The 15,123-nt window shown below is 63.8% G+C and carries 16 protein-coding genes; 4 read left to right on the forward strand and 12 right to left on the reverse strand.

Features of this window, described 5'->3' with window-relative positions; all coding sequences use genetic code 11:
• The 4 genes from CCR84_RS00065 to CCR84_RS00080 form a co-directional block, all read right to left on the reverse strand.
• Positions 1-379 (reverse strand): porin (locus CCR84_RS00065; protein WP_201208897.1); only part of this gene is annotated, 379 nt, incomplete at its 3' end.
• A 247-nt stretch (positions 380-626) separates the two neighbouring features.
• The gene (locus CCR84_RS00070) at positions 627-1,739 is read right to left on the reverse strand and encodes a porin (RefSeq protein ID WP_201208898.1); all 1,113 of its coding nucleotides are present in this window, start codon (positions 1,737-1,739) and stop codon (positions 627-629) included.
• Between the two features lie 248 nt (positions 1,740-1,987).
• A complete protein-coding gene (locus CCR84_RS00075; RefSeq protein ID WP_201208899.1) occupies positions 1,988-3,238 on the reverse strand; it encodes a porin in 1,251 nt (416 codons plus the stop codon).
• A gap of 108 nt (positions 3,239-3,346) precedes the next feature.
• Entirely contained in the window at positions 3,347-4,456 is a 1,110-nt protein-coding gene (locus tag CCR84_RS00080; RefSeq protein WP_201208900.1) for a porin, read from the reverse strand.
• A gap of 522 nt (positions 4,457-4,978) precedes the next feature.
• On the opposite strand from CCR84_RS00080, the gene CCR84_RS00085 reads away from it, so the two are divergent.
• The 4 genes from CCR84_RS00085 (at position 4,979) to CCR84_RS00100 (ending at position 7,282) form a co-directional block, all read left to right on the forward strand.
• Complete coding sequence (locus tag CCR84_RS00085) at positions 4,979-5,332, forward strand: BrnT family toxin (RefSeq protein ID WP_201208901.1); 354 nt, start codon at positions 4,979-4,981, stop codon at positions 5,330-5,332.
• A gap of 212 nt (positions 5,333-5,544) precedes the next feature.
• Positions 5,545-6,621: an RNA-guided endonuclease IscB gene (gene iscB / locus CCR84_RS00090; protein WP_201208902.1), complete on the forward strand. Its 1,077-nt coding sequence runs from the start codon at positions 5,545-5,547 to the stop codon at positions 6,619-6,621.
• A gap of 11 nt (positions 6,622-6,632) precedes the next feature.
• Positions 6,633-7,013, forward strand: coding sequence for a hypothetical protein (locus tag CCR84_RS00095; RefSeq protein WP_201208903.1), 381 nt, complete (start codon positions 6,633-6,635; stop codon positions 7,011-7,013).
• A complete protein-coding gene (locus tag CCR84_RS00100) occupies positions 7,013-7,282 on the forward strand; it encodes a BrnA antitoxin family protein (RefSeq protein ID WP_201208904.1) in 270 nt (89 codons plus the stop codon). Before CCR84_RS00095 ends, CCR84_RS00100 begins: the two co-directional genes overlap by 1 nt.
• Positions 7,283-7,393: 111 nt before the next feature.
• On the opposite strand, the gene CCR84_RS00105 is transcribed toward CCR84_RS00100, so the two are convergent.
• The 8 genes from CCR84_RS00105 to CCR84_RS00140 all read right to left on the reverse strand — a co-directional run bounded on the left by CCR84_RS00105 (position 7,394) and on the right by CCR84_RS00140 (position 14,360).
• Positions 7,394-7,537 carry a Txe/YoeB family addiction module toxin gene (locus tag CCR84_RS00105; RefSeq protein WP_274610758.1) on the reverse strand — a complete coding sequence of 48 codons (144 nt, stop codon included), beginning with the start codon at positions 7,535-7,537 and terminating at the stop codon, positions 7,394-7,396.
• A 27-nt stretch (positions 7,538-7,564) separates the two neighbouring features.
• Entirely contained in the window at positions 7,565-8,056 is a 492-nt protein-coding gene (locus CCR84_RS00110; RefSeq protein WP_201208905.1) for an RES family NAD+ phosphorylase, read from the reverse strand.
• On the reverse strand, positions 8,056-8,517 hold the full coding sequence (gene parS / locus CCR84_RS00115) for a type II RES/Xre toxin-antitoxin system antitoxin (protein WP_201208906.1): 462 nt from the start codon (positions 8,515-8,517) through the stop codon (positions 8,056-8,058). Before parS ends, CCR84_RS00110 begins: the two co-directional genes overlap by 1 nt.
• Before the next feature lie 131 nt (positions 8,518-8,648).
• Positions 8,649-8,924 (reverse strand): Txe/YoeB family addiction module toxin, encoded by a 276-nt coding sequence (locus tag CCR84_RS00120; protein WP_201208907.1) that lies wholly within the window; start codon positions 8,922-8,924, stop codon positions 8,649-8,651.
• Complete coding sequence (locus CCR84_RS00125; RefSeq protein ID WP_201208908.1) at positions 8,914-9,171, reverse strand: type II toxin-antitoxin system Phd/YefM family antitoxin; 258 nt, start codon at positions 9,169-9,171, stop codon at positions 8,914-8,916. The genes CCR84_RS00120 and CCR84_RS00125 overlap by 11 nt, the downstream gene beginning before the upstream one ends.
• A 67-nt stretch (positions 9,172-9,238) precedes the next feature.
• Entirely contained in the window at positions 9,239-10,132 is an 894-nt protein-coding gene (purU, locus tag CCR84_RS00130; RefSeq protein WP_201208909.1) for a formyltetrahydrofolate deformylase, read from the reverse strand.
• A 64-nt stretch (positions 10,133-10,196) separates the two neighbouring features.
• Entirely contained in the window at positions 10,197-10,817 is a 621-nt protein-coding gene (gene thrH, locus CCR84_RS00135; protein ID WP_201208910.1) for a bifunctional phosphoserine phosphatase/homoserine phosphotransferase ThrH, read from the reverse strand.
• Positions 10,818-12,326: 1,509 nt separating this feature from the next.
• A complete protein-coding gene (locus tag CCR84_RS00140) occupies positions 12,327-14,360 on the reverse strand; it encodes an ATP-binding cassette domain-containing protein (RefSeq protein WP_201208911.1) in 2,034 nt (677 codons plus the stop codon).
• Positions 14,361-15,123: the final 763 nt, after the last annotated feature.

Consider the following 15,123-nt stretch of genomic DNA (forward strand, 5'->3'; position numbering starts at 1 on the left):
CCGTCGACTGCAGGAAGCCGGCGAGGACCGTACCGTAGGTGGCGTGCGACAGCCCGACGTTCTGCTGACGAGCAGCTGTCACGGTATTGCCCTGATTATCAGTGGTGGTACCAACGGTGTTGTTCGTATCGACGGCCAGAGCGTACTCGAGGTTGAAGACCGCCTTCAGGCCGTTGCCCAGGGCTTCTTCGCCCGTGAAGCCGATGCGCGAGGTCGACAGCAGGCCGCTGTCGATCTTGCTGGTGGCCTTGTCGGCGCCGTCGAAGTTTTCGTTCATGTAGCCGACATCAACGATACCGTAGATGCCGACGTTCGACTGCGCGAAAGCGCCGCCCGAGACCAGGCCGGCCACGGCCAGCGCGATGAGCTTCTTTTGCATGGTAAATCTTCTCCTGCACGTTTGAAAACCGACGAAGGGGAGCACTTTCCCGAAGGTCAGATCCGACGTCTTTGTAACAAGACGTTATCCAATTCTGACAAACCCGAGCAGATGCGTGCAAGCGCGCCGCGGCATTGCTGGGATGGACGAGGGGTGAGTGTTGCAATGATGCGACACTACGCTGCACATCCGTAAAAAACGGGCGCCGCAGCGCCCATTTGCAGTTCTGAAATCGCCTCAAGCGATATCAGAACGCGTGGCGAACGCCGAAGGCGACGCGCTTGACATCGCCTTCGTTGGCCGTGTTGGCAACATCGCTGCTGACCTGGTTGTAGCCAGCGTAGGCGGTCGTACGCTTCGACAGTGCATGCGTGTAAGCCAGCGTCCAGGACTTGGCGTCGGCATAAGGCGGGTAGTAGCCTGCGGTACCGAAGGTGCCTGCTACGGGCCAATGCGTCTTGGCCTTCAGGCTGGCATACTCGGCGACGACGTTGCCGGCAGCGGAAACCGGAACGGTCGCGCCGATGACCCACTTGCTGTCGCGACCGTAGTCCCTATCCTTGGCTTCGAAGGTCTGGTAAGCAGCTTGCAGTTTGGCGACGCCGAAGTCGTAGGCACCACGAAGGCCGTATTCCTCGATGTCCGAGTTCTTCCCGAAATAATCACCAGCACTGATATTCTTGTTCTTCATGAACTGTCGGGCGTAAGCGAACCCGGCGCTGATCGGGCCGTTCGCGTAGTTGAGGCCGATCGCGTTGGCGTACGCATCCGACTTGCCGGTGGTGTTGGCGGTCTCGGTGAGGCGGCCGTGGTTCAGCGCGACGTTGAAGCCAGCGAAGGTCGGCGAGATGTAGGCGACGGCGTTCTCGAGACGACCGCTGTCGCCGGAATTGAGCAGGCTGTAGCCATCGAAGGCGAGGACCTTGGCAGCGCCGAAGGCCGAGGCAGCCAGCGGCGAAGCGGCGACGGCAAAATCGTAACCGGCCGACTGTAGGTAGCCGGCGAGCACCACACCGTAGATGACGTGCGACAGGCCGACGTTCTGCTGACGAGCAGCCGTCACGGTCTTCCCCTGATTATCAGTCCTGGTACCAACGGTGTGGTTCGTATCAACGGCCAGAGCGTACTCGAGGTTGAAGACGGTTTTCAGGCCGTTGCCCAGGGCTTCTTCGCCCTTGAAGCCGAGGCGCGAGGTGGACAGCAGGCCGCTTTCGATCTTGCTGGTAGTCTTGTCGGCGCCGTCGAAGTTTTCGTTCAGGTAGCCAGCGTCAACGATACCGTAGAAGCTGACGTTCGACTGCGCGAAGGCCCCCCCGGAAACCAGGCCGGCCACGGCCAGCGCGATGAGCTTCTTTTGCATGGTGAATCTTCTCCCTCAGACTTGAACAACGACGACCGTAACTGCTGTCCCGACGGTCGAATCTGATGCCCTTGTACCAAAACGCTAGCACACTCTGACAAACCCACGCAGATAGATGCAAGGGCACCGCAGCATTACAGGTATTCAGCGCGGAGGTGTTGCAATATTGCGACACTGCGCTGCGCGCAGGCGTAAAAAAACGGGCGCCCAAGCGCCCGTTTTCAGTTCGGCAATCGCTTCAGGAGATATCAGAACGCGTGACGAACACCGAAGGCGACGCGCTTGACATCGCCGGTGTTGGCCGTATTGATAGCATCGCTGCTGACTTGGTTGTAGCCAGCGTAGGCGGTGGTGCGCTTCGACAGGGCATGCGTGTAAGCCAGCGTCCAGGCCTTGGCGTCGGCGTAAGCAGCGAGCGGACCGGTGTTGAAGTTATTGACGGTCAGACCGCCGTTGTTGGCGGCGGTAGGAGTCTTGACGTTCAGGCTGGCGTATTCGGCAACGACGGCGCCGGCAGCGGAGACCGGAACGGTCGCGCCGATGACCCACTTGCTGTCACGACCAAGGGCCATATCCTTGGCTTCGAAGGTCTGGTAAGCAGCTTGCAGTTTGGCGACGCCGAAGTCGTAGCCGCCACGGATGCCGTATTCTTCGATATCCGTTTGACTGCCAGTCACAGGCGCCGGTTGGCCCTTGCCAGCCAGGAACATCTTGGCATAAGCAAAGCCTGCTGTAAGCGGGCCGTTCGCGTAGTTGATGCCAATCGCGTTGGCGTATTGGTCAGCAGTATTGTTGGTGTTGGCGGCTTCGGTGATGCGGCCGTGGTTCAGCACGACGTTGAAGCCGGCGAAGGTCGGCGAGACGTAGGAGAGGGCGTTTTCCAGACGGCCGCCGGTGTAGTTGAGCAGGGATGCATCCGCAGCCTCACCCTTGAAAGCGAGGACCTTGCCAGCGCCGATGGCCGAGGCAGCCAGCGGCGAAGCGGCGACGGCGAAGTCGTAACCAGCCGACTGCAGGTAGCCGGCAAGGACCGTACCGTAGGTGGCGTGCGACAGGCCGACGCTTTGCTGACGAGCAGTCGGAATACCATTGACATCATTGCCGCCGATCGTGGAGTTCTTATCGATGGCCAGCGCGTATTCGAGGTTGAAGACCGCCTTCAGGCCATTGCCCAAGGCTTCCTCGCCCTTGAAGCCGAGGCGCGAGGTCGACAGCAGTCCGCTGTCGATCTTGCTGGTGGCCTTGTCGGCACCATCGAAGTTTTCGTTCAGGTAGCCAGCGTCAACGATACCGTAGATGCTGACGTTCGACTGCGCGAAAGCGCCGCCGGAAACCAGACCGGCCACGGCCAGCGCAATGAGTTTCTTTTGCATGGTAGATCTTCTCCTCAAGTTCTGAAAAACGACGAAGGGAACAACTCTCCCGAGGGTCGAATCCGATGTCTTGATTCTCACAAACCGGAGCAGATGCGTGCAAGCGCGCCGCGGCATTGCTGACATTCAGTGCGCCGAGATGTTGCAATATTGCGACACTGCGCTGTGCGCAGGCGTAAAAAAAACGGGCGCCGAAGCGCCCGTTTTCAGTTCGGCAATCGCTGTCAGGCGATATTAGAACGCGTGGCGAACGCCGAAGGCGAAGCGCTTGACATCGCCGTCGTTCTTGAGGGCGACGACATCGCTGCTGACCTGGTTGTAACCAGCGTACGCGGTGGTGCGCTTCGACAGGGCGTGCGTGTAAGCCAGCGTCCAGGACTTGGCGTCGTTGTAACCGAGAGTGGTGGCAACGGCTGCGTCCGTAGCCGAAACGACTGCAGCGGCAGGCGTCTTGACGTTCAGGCTCGCGTATTCGGCAACGACGGCGCCGGCAGCGGAGACCGGAACGGTCGCGCCGATGACCCACTTGCTGTCACGATCTTCGGCAGCGTCCTTGATCTTGAAGGTCTGGTAAGCAGCTTGCAGCTTGGCAACGCCGAAGTCGTAGCCGCCACGGACACCGTATTCTTCGATATCCGAACGGGGAGTCGTGAAGCCACCCTTGCTGTCGAGCGACTGCTTGGCGTAGGCGAAGCCGGCGGTGATCGGGCCGTTGGCATAGTTGATGCCGATCGCGTTGGCGTAGGCGTCAGCTTGGTCGGTGTTGGTATTGGCGGTCTCGGTGATGCGGCCGTGGTTCAGGGCGACGTTGAAGCCGTAGAAGGTCGGCGAGACGTAGGCGACTGCATTCTGCAGACGGCCGGTGGAGCCGGTGCTCAGCACGCTGTCACCGTTGAAGCCGAGGACCTTGCCAGCGCCGAACTGGGCGGCGGCCAGCGGCGAAGCAGCGACGGCGAAGTCGTAACCGGCGGACTGCAGGAAGCCGGCGAGGACCGTACCGTAGGTGGCGTGCGACAGCCCGACGTTCTGCTGACGAGCAGCTGTCACGGTATTGCCCTGATTATCAGTGGTGGTACCAACGGTGTTGTTCGTATCGACGGCCAGAGCGTACTCGAGGTTGAAGACCGCCTTCAGGCCGTTGCCCAGGGCTTCTTCGCCCTTGAAGCCGAGGCGCGAGGTCGACAGCAGGCCGCTGTCGATGCTGCTGACGGTCTTGTCGGCGCCGTCGAAGTTGGTGTTCATGTAGCCGGCGTCAACGATACCGTAGATGCTGACGTTCGACTGGGCGAAGGCGCCGCCGGAAACCAGGCCGGCAACTGCCAGGGCGATGAGTTTCTTTTGCATGGTGAATCTCCTTAGGTTTGAGAACGACGGTTGGGGCAAAAGCCTTAGCCGCCGGGTCTTACCTCTCGGAAACGAGAAGTTGGAGCGATGATGGCAAACCGCGCTGCGGTGGCGCAAGCCAAAACCGGCTTTCGCCCCCCTCGCCGGCGGCGAGTGTTGCGGAAATACAACAAGGCGACCGGCTCAAGCGTAGCGGTAGCGGCAGACGATGCGCACGAGGTCCCGGGCGTCGTCCCGCCAGACGATGATGGTCGTCGCTGCGCCGCGACCATTCGCGGCTGCCGCCGCTCCCACGAAAAACGCTCCCGCTGCAACGGAGTGGGAGGGCCGGAAGACACGAATCGAGGCCATCCCACGCTGCGAGTCCCCGTGAAACCCGATGCTTGCCGCATCGGCGCGTGTTCAGGATCGTCGTGAGGCGCGAAAATCTCGTCGGCTGCCGCTAACGGGCAAGCGGTGCCAGACTCGGCCCTTGGCTTGCTGACATGGACGATAGCCCATATTGTGCATACACTAATTCACATGGAGATCACCTACGACCCGGCCAGGAACGCCACGAACGTCGAGTTGCGTGGTTTGAGTTTCGAGCGGGCTGCCCAGTTTGATTTCCAGACGGCGGTGTTCACAGTGGATGACCGGCGCGATTGTGGCGAGATCCGCTATCGCGCACCGGGCTTCCTCGATGGCCGCCTGCACGCGCTGGTGTTCCTGGAAACCGCAAAGGGTATCCGTGTCATCAGCTTCCGCAAGGCGAACAAACGCGAGGTGCGCCGATGTCAATCACCCCGGCCTGAAGGTCGAGGCTTGGGAAGGCGCAAGCCTGTAGCAAGCCTGATTGACCAGACAGAGCGCAGTTCATCGCGCTACGTTGTGTAGAAGTACAAGACGCACCTGCGAATGCTTCCTTAGTTCGCAGCACTGCAAGCCGTCGTCGCAGACAACCTCAGGGTAGGGACGAAACGGACGACGGCAAGGCTCAACGCATCGAGAGCCGAAGCTGCTACGCAACATTGTCGAAGGGAGAGGGCGCGTGAGCGCCCCGTTACCAGGCCCGTAAGGGCACATCGCTGTGAAGCGACAAGGTTTCAGTGCAATACCCGCGCCGGACGGTGTCCGGCAAGAGACCAGGAGCGACTGTGGCTGTTTTCGTGTTGGACGAGCAAGGCCGGCCGTTGATGCCGTGCAGCGAGAAACGTGCGCGGCTGTTGCTCGCACGGGGTCGCGCACGTGTGCACCGCGTCGTGCCCTTTGTCATCCGGCTCGTCGACCGCTCGCGCGACACCTGCGTATTTCAGCCCTTGCGCGTCAAGCTGGACCCGGGCAGCAAGGCCACCGGGCTGGCGCTCGTCCGCGACGGCGATGCCATCGACCGGGCAACCGGCGATGTCCACCGCGCAGCGGTCGTGCTCAACTTGTTCGAACTGGCGCACCGCGGACGCCAGATCAGCGAGGCACTGACGGCGCGCCGGCAACTGCGTCGCCGCCGGCGGGGCAAGTTGCGCTATCGCGCGCCGCGCTTCCTCAACCGGGGCAACAAGCAACGCGGCTGGCTCGCGCCGTCGCTTAAGCACCGGGTCGACACCACGCTGGCATGGGTCAGGCGGCTGCAACGCTGGGCGCCGGTGACAGCCATCAGCGCCGAACTGGTGCGCTTCGACATGCAGAAGCTGCAGAACCCTGAGATCACAGGCGTCGACTACCAGCAAGGCACGCTCGCCGGCTACGAACTGCGCGAGTACCTGCTCGAGAAGTGGTCGCGCAAGTGCGCTTACTGCGGCGCCGAGCAGGTGCCGCTGCAAATCGAGCACATCCACCCGACAGCGCGCGGCGGCAGCAACCGGGCGAGCAACCTGTGCCTGGCCTGCGAACCCTGCAACCGCAAGAAAGCCGCACAGCCCGTCGAGGTCTTCCTGGCGCGCGACCCGAAACGACTGGCGGCGATTCTGGCGCAAGCCAAGCGATCACTGAAGGACGCGGCTGCCGTCAATGCGACGCGCTGGGCCTTGGTGGCGGCACTGCAGGCCACCGGGCTCCCGGTCGAGACCGCATCTGGCGGGCAGACGAAATTCAACCGGTGTCGGCTGAGCTTGCCGAAACCCACGCACTCGACGCGGCCTGCGTTGGCGATGTCGCGGTGGTACGCACTTGGCGCCGGCCGACGCTAGCCGTCAAATGCATGGGCCGCGGCAGCTATCAGCGCACGCGGCTCGACAAATACGGATTTCCGCGCGGCTACCTGATGCGTGCGAAGCAGGTCCACGGATTCCAAACCGGCGACCAGGTTCTCGCCGAGGTGCCGAAAGGCAAGCACGCAGGCGTCCACGTCGGGCGCGTCGCGGTGCGCGCCACGGGAAACTTCAACATTCAAACCGGCAATGGCGTGGCGCAGGGCATATCGCACAGACACTGTCGGATCGTTCAGCGTGGCGACGGCTACGGCTACACGCTCAACTCGAAGGATAGCTCTGCACAGAAAGGAGATGTGGGAGATGGGCGTGCTGCGCACGCCGCGCTATCCCTCCCCGACCTGAAGGTCGGGATTTCCCGCACATTTTGATGAACAAGCGAATCAATCCTGAACTGATCGACGACGACAATCCCGAATGGACTGCTGAGGATCTCAAGCGCGCCGTGCCGTTTTCGCAGTTGCCGGAATCCTTGCAGACCAAGCTGCGCGGCCGCCCGAAGGCCGCCGTGACCAAGGAGCGGATCACCATCCGCCTGTCGCCGGAAGTCGTGGAGCGATTCAGGGCGAGCGGCAACGGTTGGCAGACGCGCATGGACGCTGCGTTGAAAGACTGGCTGAAGACGCACTCACCAGCGTAAGTGAGGCCGAGGACGCGCTCATCAATTTCGTCCGCGCCGGCTCGCACGCCGACTTGTTCGACGAGTAGCCCGGCTCAGTCGTAGTGGTAGCGGCAGGCGATGAGGACGAGGTCAATGGCGTCGACGCGCCAGACGATGCTGTTCGTCGATGCGCCGCGACCAGAAGCCGGAAAGGTTTTCCTTCAGGGCTTCCGGCTTGCCGATGCCGAAGAAGGGATCGCGCAGGCAGTCCTGAGGCAACACGGGACACAGCATGCTGGTGGCTGCGCCAGCCAACCCTGATCAGCGCAGTCCTCCCTGCCGACCGCCCTGCAGGCGCAGATCGGTTTCCAGTGTCGAGGGCTCGCCCACGACGATCTGCGTAAAATCCGGGTGCAAGGGATTGAGCAGGAAATTCCACTCGGCCGGAACGACGACACTGGGGACGGCGAGCACACAACTGCGGGCTTCGCGCAGCCACTCGCCCCCCACTGCCTGCAACTGATCACGCGCCGCCAGCGATCGCCAGTCGTCGGGCAATGCTCCTGCTTCGATGACTTCGATGCTGACCGTATCCGGCACATGGGCCGGGATCAGCACATAGCGCGCACGCAAGGGGGCGTCCTGCACCAACATTTCCAGCAGCGCCAATGAGCGACTCTCGGCCGTGTAGACGAGCGACTGGCCAGGGCGATTCCAGCGGCCACCGTAAAGGCGAGATCCCTCTCCGGAGAAGGCCGAAGCTGCAAAACGATGGGTCGTTATGCGCCAGACGGTCAGGGACTGGGCACGCATCAGGCGAATACGCCGTGCTCGATGCGCCCCAGCGTGTTCATGACCGCGTCGGCGCCCAGGTCGGTGTCCAAGAGCGAGATCGGGCTCGCGCCACCGAGTGCGTCGTTGGCCGCCTTCAGCCAAGCGAGCGCGGCGGCTTCATCCTCGAACACCTCTGCTGCCCGTTCGACCACACGCGCCAGACGCACCAGCTTCCCCGACTCGTCACGGCTGAGCACGCCTTCCTTCTTGCGTCGTGCGAGCGTGCGCTTCGGGATGTCCAGCGCACTGGCCAGTTCGGCCTGGCCAATCCCGACCACGCGCGCCGCCGCATCGACCGCACCGGCGCCGATACCTTGACGAACCAGAGAAATCCAGTCGAGAACCGAGTGCGGACGGAAATGAAGAACATTTTCTCCGCCGAGAACGGTCACCGCAGAAATACCCGCGCGACCTTCTACAGCCACAACGGCGACGCTCATGCTGACACCTCTTCATCTGCCAAATGGCTTTCAGTATATGCACTATTGGCCGAAGCGTTCAAGCGCAAACCGGCGTTAGCATGGCTCCCACGCAAGCAGCGCGAGGTCCATTCGCGCTGAACGCGACCGGCTCAAGCGTAGTGGTAGCGGCAGGCGATGAGAACGAGGTCTTGGGCGTCGACGCAATAGACCAGACGATGACTGTCGTCGATCCGGCGCGACCAGAAGCCGGAAAGGTTTTCCTTGAGCGGCTCGGGCTTGCCGATGCCGACAAACGGATCGCGCAGGCAGTCCTGGATCAGCGAATTGATGCGACTGAGGGTCTTGCGGTCCTGTCCCTGCCACCATTGATAGTCTTCCCAAGCGGCCACCGTCCAGGTGATGCGCGACAAGCCGCTAATCGACATCGACCAATTCCTGCTGCGCCACCTTGCCCGCGCGGTACTGCGCGATCGAGCGTTCCAGGTGAGCGGCATTGGCCGGCGAGCGCAGCAGATGCACGGTTTCGATCAGGCTGTTGAAGGTGTCGAGCGACATCAGCACGGCATCGGGTGCGTCGCGCCGGGCGATGAGCGTGTAGTCGGCGTCGTCGACGACCTGATCGATGACGTGTTTCAAGCTGTTGCGGGCTTCGGAGAAGTTAACGACGCGCATGATGGCCCCGACATGTTCTGTATATTGGACAAGTCTAGAAGCTCTGGCGCCGCGTTGCAAGGTCAAGTTAGCGGAAGACGATCGTCTTGTTGCCGTGCACCAGCACGCGGTCTTCGAGGTGGTAGCGCAGGCCGCGCGCGAGGACGGCTTTCTCGATGTCCTTGCCGTAGCGGACCATGTCGTCGACCGAGTCGGAGTGGTCGATGCGGATCACGTCCTGCTCGATGATCGGGCCCTGGTCGAGATCGGCGGTGACGTAATGGCAGGTCGCGCCGATCAGCTTGACGCCGCGCCGGTAGGCCTGGTGGTAGGGCTTGGCGCCGACGAAGCTCGGCAGGAACGAGTGGTGGATGTTGATGATCTGCCCCGGGTAGTCGGTGCATAGCCCCGGCGGCAGGATCTGCATGTAGCGCGCGAGCACCATGGTGTCGGCGCGCACTTCCTCGAACAGGCGCCTGATCTCGGCGAACGCCGCGTGCTTGTTGTCGGGATCGACCGGGACATGGTGGAACGGGATGCCGTGCCACTCGACGAAACCGCGGAAGGTGTCGTGGTTGGAGATGATGCACGGGATCTCGATGTCGAGTTCCTTCGACTGCCAGCGCGCCAGGAGGTCGTAGAGGCAGTGCTCCTGCTTGCTGACCATGATGACGACGCGCTTCTTCACCGCCGAGTCGGTGATCTTCCAGCTCATGTCGAGTTCTTCGGCGATCGGGCGGAAACGGTCGCGAAACTCGGCGAGGTGGAAAGGCAGCGAGTCGGCACGGATCTCGATGCGCATGAAGTAGGTGGCCTCGCCGCCGGCCTCCGCTCCGTTCGCGGATTGGTCCGTCACGTCCGAGTGGTAGCTCGATTCGAGGATCCAGCCGCCGTGCTCGGCAATGAAGCCGGCGACACGGGCGATGATCCCCGAGCGGTCGGGGCAGGAGGCGGAGAGCGTGTAGAAGCGTTGCGGGTGCATGCGGGTCTTTCCGGCGCGCGGCGGGAACCAGGGAGGCGGACGAAGTGAAGCTGTGGAAAGCGGATCAGCGCGACTTGCGCACGCGCGCGAAGGCGGCGTCGATCTCGGCGCGCAGCGCGTCGTAGTCGCGCACCACCGGGAACTGCGGGAATTCGCGGACGACGTTCTCGGGCGGGTGGAAGAGGATGCCGCCGTGCGCCTCGCCGAGCATCGCCGTGTCGTTGTACGAGTCGCCTGCAGCGACGACGGTGAAGTTCAGTTCCTTGAAGCGCTTGACCGCCTCGCGTTTCTGGTCGGGCATGCGCAGGTGGTAGTTGACCAGGATGCCCTCGCTGTCGGCCTCGAGGCTGTGGCAGAACAGGGTCGGCCAGCCGAGCTGGCGCATCAGCGGGTGCGCGAATTCGTAGAAGGTGTCGGAGAGGATGACCAGCTGGTAGGTCTCGCGCAGCCCGTCGACGAACTCGCGCGCGCCGGGCATCGGCCCCATCTCGGCGATCACCTTCTGGATGTCGGGCAGGCCGAGCCGCTTCTCGGCGAGGATGTCGAGGCGGTACTGCATCAGCTTGTCGTAATCGGGCTCGTCGCGCGTCGTCCGCATCAGCTCGGGAATCCCCGTGCGCTTGGAGAATTCGATCCAGATTTCGGGGACGAGGACGCCTTCGAGGTCGAGGCAGACGATTTCCATGGTGACTCCGTGAGGGTGGGCCGGCGGGCGGCGGCGAAAGACCCTGATTTTAACGTGAATTTATTGTCACGGTCCTTCGCTCCCCACTACGTTCGGGCTGAGCCCGTCGCAGCCCGGTACAGACCAAGCCCTTCGACAAGCTCAGGGCGTGGCGATCCAGTGCGTAGGTCTTGCATCGTGAACTACGCAGAGACAGAAAACGAACTGGATTGCCACGGCGCTACGCGCCTCGCAATGACGTCACCGAAGCGAAACAGCGCGTTGCATGGCCAGGGGCGGCGGACGTCGCCATGAACCTTACCGTGAAACGTGAAAAATTCGCGAAGCATCGGCCGATCTGATGCTGCCGATGCCGTCGCGATCGGCAGCCCGTCATCGCGAGCCCGCAGGGCGTGGCGATCCAGTACGTAGGTCTTGCATCGTAAACTGCGCAGAGACAGAAAACGAACTGGATTGCCACGGCGCTACGCGCCTCGCAATGACGTCACCGAAGCGAAACAGCGCGTTGCATGGCCAGGGGCGGCGGACGTCGCCATGAACCCTACCGTGAAACGTGAAAAATTCGCGAAGCATCGGCCGATCTGATGCTTCCGATGCCGTCGCGATCGGCAGCCCGTCATCGCGAGCCCGCAGGGCGTGGCGATCCAGTGCGTAGGTCTTGCATCGTGAAATGCGCAGAGACAGAAAACGAACTGGATTGCCACGGCGCTACGCGCCTCGCAATGACGTCACCGAAGCGAAACAGCGCGTTGCATGGCCTGGGGCGGCGGACGTCGCCATGAACCTTACCGTGAAACGTGAAAAATTCGCGAAGCATCGGCCGATCCGATGCTGCCGATGCCGTCGCGATCGGTAGCCCGTCATCGCGAGCCCGCAGGGCGTGGCGATCCAGTGCGTAGGTCTTGCATCGTGAAGTGCGCAGAGACAGAAAACGAACTGGATTGCCACGGCGCTACGCGCCTCGCAATGACGTCACCGAAGCGAAACAGCGCGTTGCATGGCCTGGGGCGGGGGACATCGCCATGAACCCTACCGTGAAACGTGAAAAATTCGCGAAGCATCGGCCGATCTGATGCTGCCGATGCCGTCGCGATCGGCAGCCCGTCATCGCGAGCCCGCAGGGCGTGGCGATCCAGTGCGTAGGTCTTGCATCGTGAAGTGCGCAGAGACAGAAAACGAACTGGATTGCCACGGCGCTACGCGCCTCGCAATGACGTCACCGAAGCGAAAAAGCGCGTTGCATGGCCTGGGGCGGCGGACGTCGCCATGAACCCTAACGTGAAACGTGAAAAATTCGCGAAGCATCGGCCGATCTGATGCTGCCGATGCCGTCGCGATCGGCAGCCCGTCATCGCGAGCCCGCAGGGCGTGGCGATCCAGTACGTAGGTCTTGCATCGTGAACTGCGCAGAGACAGAAAACGAACTGGATTGCCACGGCGCTACGCGCCTCGCAATGACGTCACCGAAGCGAATGGGCGCGTGACGAGCGCACGCGCCCGCGCCTGTCCTCAAGCGCTGCCCAGTGCTTCGAGCTCGTCGTGACATTCGAGCCAGCGCTCCTCGGCGGCTTCGATCAGGCCGGCGAGCTCGTTGTGGCGGCGCTGGCGGGCGGCGAGCTCGGGGCTGCCGCCGGAGGCCCAGGTCGCCGGGTCGGCGAGTTCGGCGGCAAGCGTTGCGTGCTCGGCCTGCCAGTCGGCGAGCGACTTTTCGAGCCTAGCGATTTCCTTCTGCAGCGGCCGGCGGCGGGCGAGCAGCGCGGCGCGCTCGGCGGCGGCCTGCTCGCGGCTCTGCTTGCGTTCGGCCTTGCCCGCCGCAGCGGCGACGGCAGTCGGCGAACTGGCCTTGGCCGACGCTGCATCGGCCTGGCGCTGGCGCGCGAGCCAGTCGGCGTAGTCGTCGAGGTCGCCGTCGAAGGGCTCGACGCGACCGTCGGCGACGAGCAGCAGGCGGTCGGCGGTGGTGCGCAGCAGGTGGCGGTCGTGCGAGACGAGGACGACGCCGCCTTCGTATTCCTGCAGCGCGAGGTTGAGCGCCTCGCGCATCTCGAGGTCGAGGTGGTTGGTCGGCTCGTCGAGCAGGAGCAGGTTGGGCCGCCGCCAGATCAGGAGCGCCAACGCCAGCCGCGACTTCTCGCCGCCCGAGAAGCGGCCGCAGGGCGCGGTCGCCATGTCGCCGCGGAAGTCGAAGCCTCCGAGGTAGTCGCGCAATTCCTGCTCGCGCGTGCTGCCGCCGAGTTCGGCGTCGACGCGCGCCAACTGCGTCAGCGGCGACTCGTCGACGCGCAGGGCTTCGAGCTGGTGCTGTGCGAAGTAGCCGATGACGAGCCCCTTGCCGGAGCGGCACTCTGGCTGGGGCGGGGCGAAGGCCGCGCTGCCACCGGCCGGCGCGGGCACATCAGGCGGCAGCGGCGCCAGTTCGCCGGCGAGCAGCCGGATCAGCGTCGACTTGCCGGCGCCGTTGCGGCCGAGCAGCGCGATGCGCTCGCCTGGACGCAGGGTGAGCGCGACGTCACGCAGGATGCGCCGGACGTCGGCCTGATCGGCGCCATCGGCGCTCGCGGCGTAGCCCGCATCGACGTGGCGCAGCGTCAGCAACGGGTCGGGGGCCGCTGCCGAGTCGCGGAAGCGGAAGGTGAAGGGCGTGTCGACGTGCGCCGCGGCGACTTCCTCCATGCGCGCCAGCGCCTTGATCCGGCTCTGCGCCTGCCGCGCCTTGGTCGCCTTGGCACGGAAGCGCCCGACGAAGGCGTGCAGGTGGGCGATCTCGCGCTGCTGCTTCTCGTACATCGACTGCTGCAGCGCGAGGCGCGCCGCGCGCTGGCGCTCGAAGTCCGAATAGCCGCCGGTGGACAGCGTCATCGTCTGCTGCTCGATGAACAGGATGTGGCCGACCGTCGCATCGAGGAAGTCGCGGTCGTGCGAGATCATCAGCAGCGTCCCCGGGTAAGCACGCAGCCAGCCTTCGAGCCAGAGCACCGCGTCGAGGTCGAGGTGGTTGGTCGGCTCGTCGAGCAGCAGGAGGTCGGCACGGCGCATCAGCGCCCGCGCGAGGTTCAGGCGCACGCGCCAGCCGCCCGAGAATTCGGCGACGGGGCGCGTGAAGTCGGCGTCGGAGAAGCCGAGGCCGTGCAGCAGCTCGGCGGCGCGGGCGCGCGCCGAATAGCCGCCGATGTCGGCCAGGCGCGCGTGCAGGGCACCGATCCGTTCGCCCATCGCCTCGCCGCCGTGTTCGCCCTGCTCGGCGGCGGCGAGTTCGCGCTCGATCTCGGCGAGCTCGCTGTCGCCGGCGACGACGAAGTCGAGCGCCGGGTCGGGCAGGGCCGGCGTGTCCTGCGCGACGTGCGCGACGCGCCAGCTCGCCGGCCAGTCGACGTCGCCCGCCTCGGCATGCAGGCCGCCGGTGAACAGTGCGAGGAAGGAGGACTTGCCGCAGCCGTTGGCGCCGGTGAGACCGACTTTCCAGCCCGGGCCGATCTGCAGGGAGGCGTCGGTGACCAGAGGCTCGCCGGCGCGGGCGAAGGTGAGGCGGCGGAGTGAGATCATTTGTCTGGTGCTGGGGGTTAGGAGCTACGGGTTAGGAGCCAGGTGTCAACGTGAAACTGCGAGGGGGTGAAGCAGCTGCCCGGAGCAAGGACGCGTCATCGCGAACCCGCAGGGCGTGGTGATCCAGTGCGCAGGGCTGTTGTCGGACCCCCCTCGTTGGCCAGGCGGCAAAACTGGACGAACGAACTGGATTGCCACGGCGCTACGCGCCTCGCAATGACGGGATGGCGAAGCGTCAGTCATCGCGAACCCGCAGGGCGTGGCGATCCAGTGCGAAGGGCTGTTGTCGGACCCCCCTCGTTGGCCAGGCCGCAAAACTGGACGAACGAACTGGATTGCCACGGCGCTACGCGCCTCGCAATGACGGGATGGCGAAGCGTCAGTCATCGCGAGCCCGCAGGGCGTGGCGATCCAGTGCGAAGGGCTGTTGTCGGACCCCCCTCGTTGGTCAGGCCGCAAAACTGGACGAACGAACTGGATTGCCACGGCGCTACGCGCCTCGCAATGACGGGATGGCGAAGCGTCAGTCATCGCGAACCCGCAGGGCGTGGCGATCCAGTGCGAAGGGCTGTTGTCGGCCCCCCTCGTTGGTCAGGCCGCAAAACTGGACGAACGAACTGGATTGCCACGGCGCTACGCGCCTCGCAATGAACTGTGCTTGTCGTCAAGCGAATTCTGGCGAAAATGATGTTTTTTGAGTAGCGACGGCGAAGGCTTGGCGAAGTAGTTTGTGGGCGATCGCAATGTTGATCACCTTAAAGGG

The organism is Rhodocyclus purpureus, assembly GCF_016653115.1.
Lineage (GTDB): Bacteria > Pseudomonadota > Gammaproteobacteria > Burkholderiales > Rhodocyclaceae > Rhodocyclus > Rhodocyclus purpureus.